The sequence below is a fragment of the Rathayibacter sp. AY1C1 genome (genome assembly GCF_002932105.1).
In the GTDB taxonomy this organism is placed as follows: Bacteria; Actinomycetota; Actinomycetes; order Actinomycetales; family Microbacteriaceae; genus Rathayibacter.
Window position 1 is genome coordinate 1 of record NZ_PSWH01000058.1, and the last position, 9,358, is coordinate 9,358.

A 9,358-nucleotide genomic window follows, 5' to 3' on the forward strand; every position below is an offset into this window, starting at 1 on the left:
CTGTCGGCGACGGTCGTGCCGCTCGTCTCGTCGAGCGCGTAGCGCAGGACGAGACTGTCGGAGGGAGCTGCGCTCGCCGACTGGGCCGTCACAAGGGGGTGGTGCTGGTCCTCCCGACGCTATAGACGGGCCTTGCGACTGATGGCTGGATGAGACGGATTCAGGTTGTAGTACCCCATTCGGGCGTGGTGGTCGGGCTTGTATCAGCGATTCCGCTGAAGGACTGGCGGACCGCCGCGCATGCGTGTATACGGAACGGTCACACGCGCTGTCGACGACGGATCGGAGGGCGGATGTCGGATCGGGAGGGGACTCCGGGAATGCCCGTCCGCGGAATGGACGAGGGGGAGTGCTGCTCGGTCGAGGAACGGTGACCCTACCCGGCGACTCTGGACACGGCCCCGGGCCGGGCCGCTGGGCGAGAGAATTGACCGGGCGTTCACCGGGCCGACCCCTCGCCGAAACACTGCGATGATGGGCTCTCCACTGGTGATCGCCGTCGCACCCGCGTCGCGGATCACCCGCCGCGGGCGAGCGGCGGTCCCGACGAGAGGGAGGACGCGATGGACACGGCCACGACCGCGACCGGCGACCGCCCGTCCACCCCGCCGTCCCGGGAGCGCCCGAGATGCCCCCGGGTCCGCGCTCGCACCGTGATCGGACGGCTCCTGCTCGTCCCCCTCGTGGTGCTCGCCCTCTTCGGCGCCGGGATCCCGCTCTACGTCACGCCCCCGATCGACCCGATCCCTGAGCAGGCGGACGCGGTCTTCGTGCTGGGCCCCTCCACGAGGGCACGCGTCGAGTTCGCCCGCCGGATCATCACCTCCGGGGCGACGGACACGATGGTGCTCTCGGTCGGCCCCGGCGAGATGAACGCTCCCTACGAGGCCAAGAAGTACAAGAAGTGCAACGAGCCCGGCGGCGACGTCCTCTGCTACTCCGCCGACCCGCTCACGACCCAGGGAGAGGCCCGGCAGCTGCGCGACATGGCCGAGCAGTACGGCTGGGACCACGTCATCGTGATCACCAACGCCTCCCACCTCGTGCGCGCCGAGATGATCATCGAGCGCTGCTACTCCGGCGAGCTCTCGATGGTGCCCTCGGGCGAGCCGATGGGCCTGGACTACCTGGTGAACCAGTACGTCTACCAGACCGGCGCCTTCCTCAAGGCCTTCCTGGTCACCAACGGCTGTTGACGCGAGCACTCCTCCTCGAGCCGCCGAGCCCGCCTGCGCTAGTCTGCCCGGGGCGCCATCGGCCCCGAGCCCGCTCCTGCGGAGCCCGGCCGGCCCGGCCCACGACGGCAGCGCGGCAGGAGGATCGACCGGGGAGACCCGCGACGCTCCCCGCTCCGCACCGGTCACCCCCACGCGAACCCCTCCGAAAGGCCCGCCCGTGACACCTGCCCGATCGATCTTCGCCGTCGGCCGCGGCCAGTACGAGAACATCGGCGACATCATCCTGCGTCGCCAGCTCCTCGACTGGCTCCGCGAGTCGGGTCCGCTCCACGTCTACGTGGGCCACTCGCCGTGGGGCTACGACGACGGCCTGCGCCTGTGCCCGGACGACACGGTGTACCGCTCGCTCCTGCGCTGGTACGCGGCGCTCGCTCGCGAGGCCCTCGCCGGCCGGGCGAACTCGGTGTTCAAGCCGGGAGAGATCCAGCTGACCCTGATCGGGATGAAGGAGCACCTCGTGATGCTCCCGGGCATCGCCCTGGTGCGCCTCGGCGGCGGCCGCGTGATCCGCGCCGGCGTGGGCACCCGCAACTTCGCCCCGCTGCCCCGCGCGATCATGTGGCCCTCGATGGCGCTCTCGAGCTACACCCGCTGGCGCGACGACAAGACCGCCGGCTACATGCGCGTCGGCGCCGCCATGCCCGACCTCGGCTACGGCGAGGGCTCGAGCGACGCGGAGCTGACCGCGTTCGCCGCGCAGCCCGACGAGGAGCGGCGTGTGCTGGTCCTCTCCCTCCGCGAGGACCACGAGGTGGACGCCCGCCCCTATCCCGAGCAGGAGTGGCTGGCCGCGATCAAGGGCTTCGCCGAGCGCGAGGACCTCGACATCGTCGTGGTCACGCAGGTCGCCGTCGACGCCGAGCGCTCCCGCCGTCTCGCCGCCGACCTCGACGCGGACATCCTCGACTGGGATCCGGCGCACACCCACGACGAGCACGAGATCCTGCTGCGCGAGCTCTACCGCACGGCCCGCGTCGCGATGAGCGACCGCCTGCACGTGATCATCATGGCGTTCACCGAGGGCGCGGCCCCGGTGAGCCTGCAGATGGACGGATCGACGAAGGCCTCGCGCCACTTCGAGACCATCGGGATCCACGACGTCACCGTCGACATGTCCCGGACGACCCCGGCCGCCGGCGTCGAGACCTTCTCCGCCGTGGTCGCCCGCCGGAGCGAGCTGCTCGAGAAGCTGCTCGTCGCCCGCGGACGCCTCCGCGGCGTCCGCGACGACATCCAGGCGCTGCTCGCCGTGCCGCCCCGCAGCCGCCCGGCCGCCGCGGCAGCCCCTGCCGGCCCGAAGACGCGGGTGTACCACGTCGGCCGCAGCGGAGAGGTCCCCGGAGGCATGACGCAGGTCGTCAACGGGTACCTGCGCTGGCCGTTCGAGCGCTCGGACGTCCGGGTGATCTCCTCCCGCACCGCTCCGGGCGAGCACGTCGCCGCGGCCCGCCTGGCCGCCGGCGCCGCCGCCCGCATCGTCGCGATCGCGCGCCGGGAGCCCGGCGCCGTGATCGTCGTCCACCTCTCGGAGCGCGGCTCGTTCCTCCGCGAGGGGTCCCTCCTCCGCCTCGCGCACCGCCTGGGCCTGCGCACGGTCGCCCACCTGCACGGCAGCGAGTTCGCCGCCTTCACCGCCGCGCACCCGCGCCTGGTGAAGGACGTGCTGCGCAGCGCGGACGAGATCATCTCGCTCTCGGAGGAGACCTCGGCGATCTGCCGCCGCTACGTCCCCGCCGACCGCGTGCACCTCGTGCCCAACGCGCTCGAGCAGGGCACCCCGCGCGAGAAGACCCGCACGGTCGTCTTCGGCGGCGTCGTCAGCCACCGCAAGGGCGTCGACGTGCTGCAGAAGGCGTGGGCGGAGGTCGAGGGCAAGGAGGGCTGGCGCCTGCTGGTCGCCGGTCCGATCCGCGAGCCGGAGGTCGTCGACCGCGGCGTCCCGGGGATCGAGTTCCTCGGCTCGCTCGAGAACGCCCGCCTGCTCGCCCTGCTCGACGAGGCGTCCATCGCCGTCCTGCCCTCGCGCGACGAGGCGATGCCGATCTTCATCCTCGAGGCCCTCGCCCGCGACGCCGCCGTCGTCTCGACCGCGGTCGGCGGCATCCCCGAGGTCCTCGGCGACGGCTGCGGCCGCGTGGTCGCGCCCGGAGACGTGGAGGGCCTCGCCGCCGCGCTGACCGAGCTCATCACCGACGAGGACGCCCGTGCCGAGGTCGTCGAGAAGGCCGGGGCGCGCTTCCGCGAGCGCTTCTCCGCCGACGCCGTGTTCCCGCGGGTCGAGGAGGTCTGGCTCGGCTGAGCCGCCTGCGACTTCGCCCCGGATCGCGCCCCGGGCCCCGCTCCGGGCCTGGGCGGAGCCGCGGGAGCGTAAAATCGGTGGAGTCCGCGTCGCCGTGCCGTCGCGCGCCCAGCCGTCCGCTCCCGGACGCCTTCTCCCTCCATCCCAGAGAGGCTCGACCGTGGCCATCGCCGCCGACTCCGACCGCCGCCTGTGGACCCTGCCCCTCGCGCGCGCCGTGATCGCGGCGGTCGCCGGCTGCGTCGTCACCTTCTCGCCCGACCACGGGCCCGCCTTCGGCCTCGCCGTCTTTGGCGGCTTCGCGATCGCGACCGGCGCCGTCTCGCTCGCCCTCGGGCTCCGCAGCTGGAGCGGCCGGGCCCGCCCGCTCGCCCTCGGCTCCGCGGTGCTCACCCTGGTCGCCGGAGTCGCGGCGCTCGTCGCGCTTCCGGTCGCCAACCTGCTCTCCTTCGTCGCCCTCGTCGCCGGCTGGGCGCTGCTCTCCGGCTTCCTCGAGTTCTCGAGCGGCCGTCGCGGTCAGGGCCTCGCCGCCCGCGACTCCGTGATCGTCGGCGTCGGCACGATGCTCCTCGGCGCCGCCTTCGGACTCCTCCCGCCCCACCCCGTCGTCACCGTCGGCCTCCTCGGCGCCTACGCCGTGATGGTCGCCGTCTTCCTCGCCATCGCGGCGTTCTCGCTCAAATGGGCCGCCGGCGCCGACGCAGCCACCGGACACGATCCCGTCGCCCCCACGACACCGACCTCCGGAGGAGACCGATGACCGCCGAAGGCCAGCAGCCCGACCCCGCCTCTCCCGCAGACCGCGCCTCGGCGGCCGACCCCGCCTCTCCCGCCGACCGCGCCTCGGCGGCCGACTCCGCCCCGGCGCGCGACCCCGGCGAGTTCACGCCCCGCACGTTCCAGCCGACCCGCAAGGACCGCCTGCGCCCGCTCGAGCTCATCGGCTTCTCCGCGGTGATGGCGGCCTTCGTCGGCCTGGTCGTCATGCTCTCGACCCGCGAGCCGGTCGTCGCGCTCATCTCGTTCGGCGTCGCCTTCATCGTCGTGCTCGTCGCGATCGCCATGTTCTCACTGACCTTCAAGCCCGACGAGGCCGAGATCGCGGACATCGACGAGCAGGACTCCGCTCACTAGGTGAGGGACGGCTCCGCCGCTCCCAGTCGGCCGGGAGCACGCCGCGCGGGCGGATAGTCCCTTCCGCCGCGCATGCTGATCGAGCAGTCGGGAGGGCGTCTCGAGATCCCGCCTGCGCACGCGGGCGCCGCTTCCGCGTCGGTGGTCGCGCGTAGCGTGCGGAGGGTGGCGGAGGCGATCGGGCGATGGTGGCAGAGGCGGCGGTTCTCGCGCGGCGCCGACGTCCCCTACGCGGTCGGCACCTACCGGGAGGCCTGGGCGTCCTACCCCGTCCTGGTGCGGCAGTACCGGCCCGAGTACAACGAGGGCATCGTGCTCAGCCAGATCCCGCCCGCGGCAGACGTGTACCTGTGCTGGCTCTGCGACGCCGGACACGTCTTCGTCGCCACTCCCGAGGAGCAGCGCCACCGTCCCGGCCGGGAGCGGCGCCGCTCCTCCTGGTGCCCCGACTGCGCCGAGCTCGCCTCGCCGCGCCTGCCCCGGGCCGCGCCGATGATCGGCGGCCGGCTCGCCGAGGTGCTCGCGCCGGCGGCCGCCCCCGACGACGGCTCCTTCGTCCTCCTGGCGCCGCCCGCCGTGATCGCGCGGGGGCTCCCGACGTCCGTGTCACCCACCGGCCGCGGGTCCGTGTCACCCGCCGACCCGAGCGGATCCGCGCGCGCCGCGTCGTCGACTCCTCCGTCCGCTCGATCGAGTCCTCCAGCTGCCGCCGCTCGGGCCGCGCTCCCGAGCCCGGCCCGCCCGCGTGTGCCCGAAGACGCCGGACCTCCCCGTCGGCGAGCCCTTCGCGAGCCGGTGCGCGCCTCCTCCCGCCTCCGCCGTCGAGGCGCGGCTCCGGGCTCTCCTCGCCGAGCGGCTCGTCTTCGACCCGGCGCACACGGCGGTCCGTCTGAAGCGGCCGTTCTTCGAGCACTGCGAGGCGTGGCCCGACCTGGTGCTCGGCGAGCTGCGCGTCGCGATCGAGTACGACTCCACCGGCCGTCACGGACTCGAGCACGTCGGGCACCGCGAGGAGGCCGACCGGCGGAAGGACCGCGCGCTCCGCTCCGCCGGGTGGGAGGTGGTGCGCATCCGCACGGGGAAGCTGCTGCCGCTCGGCCCCCACGACCTGGTCGCCACGGGAGTCACGGCCGCGCTGGCGGACCGTCTGGTCGACCGGCTCCGCGATGTCCGTGGTCCGCTGCTCGTCGACGCCTGGGGGCGCTGAGCGCGTCGTGCGGCGGCTGCGGGACGGTCCTCGGGGGACCCGTCCCCGGCGCGCCCTCCCCGGCGCTCCGTCCCGGTGTCCGGCTCGGCGGAGCGGGACCCGTGGATGCAGTGCCGGCGAGCGGGAACCGTCGAGTGGGAGCCGGCGAGTCGGAGCGGTCGAGTCGCAGCCGCCCGCTCGCAGCCGACGCGTCAGAGCCGCAGGGCCAGCGCCTCGCTGCGCCAGCGGCGGTGCAGGGCCCAGGGGTCGGGCTCCCCGGCGCGCACGGTCTCGATGTGGGCGTCGAGCGCGGGGCTGCGCGCGAACCACTCGGTGCGCTCCAGGCGCTCGTCGGCGAACTGGGCGTGCCGGTGCTGCTCGAGTGCTCGCCCGCCGCGCTCGAACGCGAGGAGCTCCTCGTGCCGGAGCCGGTGGAGGCGCTGCCGGGGATTGCCGCTGGTGCCGATCTTGATCCGCTCGCCGAAGCGGATGTAGTAGACGACGTCGACCCGGGGCGGCGGGAGCTCGCCGTCGGGAGCATCGCCGAGCCGCCACTCGCAGGCGGCGCAGAGCCAGGCGGAGGGGAGCCGGACGCCCAGGCGGGACCCGCACGCCGCGCACGGCGAGGGCAGGGCGTCGATCACGCCGTCCTCGCGGGCGACCCAGTCGTGCGCGAGCTCGAGGTGCGCCGCGCAGAGCGCGAGGGGGGCGCCCGTCTCGGCCGAGGAGGCGCACCCTCCGATCGCGCACGCTGACATGCCGCCGACGCTAGGTGCGACCCCCGACATCGCGCCGCCGTCGACCGCGCCGCCGCGAGCACGCAGGAGTCGGAGTGCTCGCTCTCGAGGACGGCGGCACCCGCGCGCTCGCTGCCCGGCGGATCAGCTCAGGCGGTCGACCAGCGACGAGGCGAGGCCCGTGTAGCCGCCCGGCGTCAGCGCCAGCAGGCGCTCCTTCGCCGCGTCGCCGATGTCGAGACCCTGCACGAAGACGGCGAGGTCGTCGGCACCGAGGCGCTTGCCGCGGGTCAGGTCCTTCAGCAGCGCGTACGGGTCGGTGATCGAGGAGCGGCCGGCCGCCACCTCTGCACGGATCACCGTCTGGATCGCCTCGGCCAGCACCTCCCAGTTGCCGTCGAGGTCGGCGGCGAGGGCGGTCGGGTCGAGGTCGATCTCGAGCAGGCCGCGGGCGATGTTGTCGAGGGCGAGGAGGGAGTGGCCGAACGCGACGCCGATGTTGCGCTGCGTGGTCGAGTCGGTGAGGTCGCGCTGGAGGCGCGAGGTGACCAGGGTCTGCGCGAGCGAGTCGAGCAGGGCGCTGGAGAGCTCGAGGTTCGCCTCGGCGTTCTCGAAGCGGATCGGGTTGATCTTGTGCGGCATCGTGGACGAGCCGGTCGCCCCGGCCTGGGGGATCTGCCGGAAGTAGCCGAGCGAGATGTAGGTCCAGACATCGGTGCAGATGTTGTGCAGGATGCGGTTCGCGTGCGCGGCCCTGCCGTAGAGCTCGGCCTGCCAGTCGTGCGACTCGATCTGGGTGGTCAGCGGGTTGAAGACGAGGCCGAGGGAGGTGACGAACTCCTCCGCGAGGGCGGGCCAGTCGGTGCCGGGGTCGGCGGCGAGGTGCGCGGCGAACGTGCCCGTCGCTCCGCTGAACTTGCCCAGGTACTCCGTCGCCTCGATCTGCGCGACGACCCGCTCGAGCCGGTACGCGTAGACGGCGAACTCCTTGCCCATCGTGGTCGGGGTCGCGGGCTGGCCGTGGGTGCGGCTGAGCATCGACTCGTCGCGGTAGCGGACGGCCAGATCCCGGAGCGACGCGACGACCGAGCGCAGCTTCGGCAGCCAGATCTCGCCGACGGCCTGGCGGACCACGATCGCGTAGGAGAGGTTGTTGATGTCCTCGCTGGTGGCGGCGAAGTGGGTGAGCTCGGCGATGCGCTGCAGGCCCAGCTCCTCGAGCCACTGGCGGACGAGGTACTCCACGGCCTTCACGTCGTGGCGGGTGCGGGCCTCGAGGGTCGCCAGCTCGTCGATCTCGGGCTGGCCGAAGTCGCGGGCGCGGCGGCGCAGCTCCTCGGCGGTCGCCGCGTCGACGGGCTCGGAGCCGAAGAGGCGGCGGTCGGTCAGCGCCAGCAGCCACTCGACCTCGACGTGCACCCGCGCGCGGTTCAGCCCCGCCTCCGAGAGGTACTCGCCGAGCGACGAGACGGCACCGCTGTAGCGGCCGTCGAGGGGGCTCAGCGGCTGGGTGGGGAGCGAGGTCATGCGGTGGTGCCTTCCGGTTCTCAGGTGTCCTGCGCGAGGGCGGCGCGCGCGTCGGTGGAGTCGGGGCGGACCGAGCGGTTGCCGCGCAGTCCTGGTTCGATCTGGGCGAAGAGGGCCCGGCAGGCGCGCTCGATGAGCGCGAGCACCGAGTCGAACGCCGCCGCATCGGAATAGTAGGGGTCGGGGACGTCGCCCTGCGGGGAGAGGCCGGGCTCGAAGTCGAGCAGGCGGCGGATCTTCTGCCGGTCGACCTCGGTGCGCGCCCAGGAGCGCAGCGCGCGCTCGTGCCCGTGGTCGAGCGCGACGACCAGGTCGAACTCGGAGAAGCGGGACGGGTCGAAGAGCTGGGCGCGGTGGCGGCCCCCGTCGAAGCCGTGCCGCTCCAGCGCCGCGAGGGCGCGGCTGTCGGCGTGCTCGCCGAGGTGCCACTCGCCGGTGCCGGCCGAGCTGATCTCGATCGCGGAGCCGAGCCCCGCCTGCTCCGCCAGGGAGCGCAGCACCACCTCGGCCATCGGCGACCGGCAGATGTTGCCGGTGCAGACGAAGCACACGGCGAAGGCCGAGGGCGCAGGGGAGTCGGGGGTCACCCGCCCATCATGGCGCACCGCGGCTCCTCCACAGCAGGCCGATCGCGGCCGTCGTCCACCGATGGCGCGCGACGCCTCCCGGGCGGCGGCGGCGTGGCCGATGCTGACTGCCGAGCCCGCGGTGTCAGCCCTGACGGCGGCGGAGGAAGGGGCGCAGGAGGAGGCCGATGAACCAGTTCACCAGGGCGAGCACGAGGGCGCCGAGCACGCCCCACCAGAAGCCGTCCACGACGAGGCCGAAGCCGAAGAGGCCGCTGATCCAGGCGGTCAGCAGCAGCAGGAGGCCGTTGACGAGGAACGAGACCAGGCCGAGCGTCAGCACGTACAGGGGGAACGCGACCACCCGCACCACCCCGCCGACGACGGCGTTGACGACGCCGAAGATCACCGCCACCAGCAGGTACGTGAGGACCGCCGCTGCGGGGCCCTCCTCGTACGGGTCCACGCGCACGCCCGCCACGACCAGGGTCGTGAGCCAGATCGCGACGGCGTTGGTCAGGAGGCCGAGGAGGAGTCTGCTCATGCCTCCACTATCCCCGCAGGCGGGGCGGGCCGCGAGCCGGGGCTCAGGTGAGGGGCCCGCCGATGGTCGGCTCGGGCGCAGGAGTGCAGAGGCGGGGGTCGTCGGCGCAGGTCCGCGGAGGGAGCAC

The 9,358-nt window shown here is 73.7% G+C and carries 9 protein-coding genes; 5 read left to right on the top strand and 4 right to left on the bottom strand.

Annotation, left to right across the window (positions count from 1 at the left end; all coding sequences use genetic code 11):
* Nucleotides 1-563 precede the first annotated feature (563 nt).
* The 5 genes from C5C71_RS16795 to C5C71_RS18090 all read left to right on the top strand — a co-directional run bounded on the left by C5C71_RS16795 (nt 564) and on the right by C5C71_RS18090 (nt 5,878).
* Entirely contained in the window at nt 564-1,196 is a 633-nt protein-coding gene (locus tag C5C71_RS16795) for a YdcF family protein (RefSeq protein ID WP_104247644.1), read from the top strand.
* A gap of 199 nt (nt 1,197-1,395) precedes the next feature.
* Nucleotides 1,396-3,537, top strand: a complete 2,142-nt coding sequence (locus C5C71_RS16800; RefSeq protein WP_104338150.1) for a glycosyltransferase family 4 protein — start codon at nt 1,396-1,398, stop codon at nt 3,535-3,537.
* A gap of 160 nt (nt 3,538-3,697) precedes the next feature.
* On the top strand, nt 3,698-4,297 hold the full coding sequence (locus tag C5C71_RS16805) for a DUF308 domain-containing protein (protein WP_104225185.1): 600 nt from the start codon (nt 3,698-3,700) through the stop codon (nt 4,295-4,297).
* Nucleotides 4,294-4,671, top strand: coding sequence for a hypothetical protein (locus C5C71_RS18025; RefSeq protein ID WP_258067008.1), 378 nt, complete (start codon nt 4,294-4,296; stop codon nt 4,669-4,671). The genes C5C71_RS16805 and C5C71_RS18025 overlap by 4 nt, the downstream gene beginning before the upstream one ends.
* A 745-nt stretch (nt 4,672-5,416) precedes the next feature.
* Nucleotides 5,417-5,878 carry a hypothetical protein gene (locus tag C5C71_RS18090; protein ID WP_258059920.1) on the top strand — a complete coding sequence of 154 codons (462 nt, stop codon included), beginning with the start codon at nt 5,417-5,419 and terminating at the stop codon, nt 5,876-5,878.
* Between the two features lie 191 nt (nt 5,879-6,069).
* On the opposite strand, the gene C5C71_RS16820 is transcribed toward C5C71_RS18090, so the two are convergent.
* The 4 genes from C5C71_RS16820 to C5C71_RS16835 form a co-directional block, all read right to left on the bottom strand.
* On the bottom strand, nt 6,070-6,615 hold the full coding sequence (locus tag C5C71_RS16820; protein WP_104233549.1) for a GIY-YIG nuclease family protein: 546 nt from the start codon (nt 6,613-6,615) through the stop codon (nt 6,070-6,072).
* 123 nt (nt 6,616-6,738) lie between these two features.
* Entirely contained in the window at nt 6,739-8,121 is a 1,383-nt protein-coding gene (purB, locus tag C5C71_RS16825) for an adenylosuccinate lyase (RefSeq protein WP_104338151.1), read from the bottom strand.
* Nucleotides 8,122-8,141: 20 nt separating this feature from the next.
* On the bottom strand, nt 8,142-8,708 hold the full coding sequence (locus C5C71_RS16830; RefSeq protein ID WP_181065755.1) for a low molecular weight protein-tyrosine-phosphatase: 567 nt from the start codon (nt 8,706-8,708) through the stop codon (nt 8,142-8,144).
* A 124-nt stretch (nt 8,709-8,832) separates the two neighbouring features.
* Nucleotides 8,833-9,231, bottom strand: coding sequence for a phage holin family protein (locus tag C5C71_RS16835; RefSeq protein ID WP_104226630.1), 399 nt, complete (start codon nt 9,229-9,231; stop codon nt 8,833-8,835).
* Nucleotides 9,232-9,358: the final 127 nt, after the last annotated feature.

What these genes read in the sequence shown, in the direction of transcription:
- C5C71_RS16795 (WP_104247644.1), top strand. Translation starts at nt 564, where the DNA reads ATGGACACGGCCACGACCGCGACCGGCGACCGCCCGTCCACCCCGCCG.
- C5C71_RS18025 (WP_258067008.1), top strand. Translation starts at nt 4,294, where the DNA reads ATGACCGCCGAAGGCCAGCAGCCCGACCCCGCCTCTCCCGCAGACCGC.
- C5C71_RS16820 (WP_104233549.1), bottom strand. Translation starts at nt 6,615, where the DNA reads ATGTCAGCGTGCGCGATCGGAGGGTGCGCCTCCTCGGCCGAGACGGGC.
- purB (WP_104338151.1), bottom strand. Translation starts at nt 8,121, where the DNA reads ATGACCTCGCTCCCCACCCAGCCGCTGAGCCCCCTCGACGGCCGCTAC.
- C5C71_RS16835 (WP_104226630.1), bottom strand. Translation starts at nt 9,231, where the DNA reads ATGAGCAGACTCCTCCTCGGCCTCCTGACCAACGCCGTCGCGATCTGG.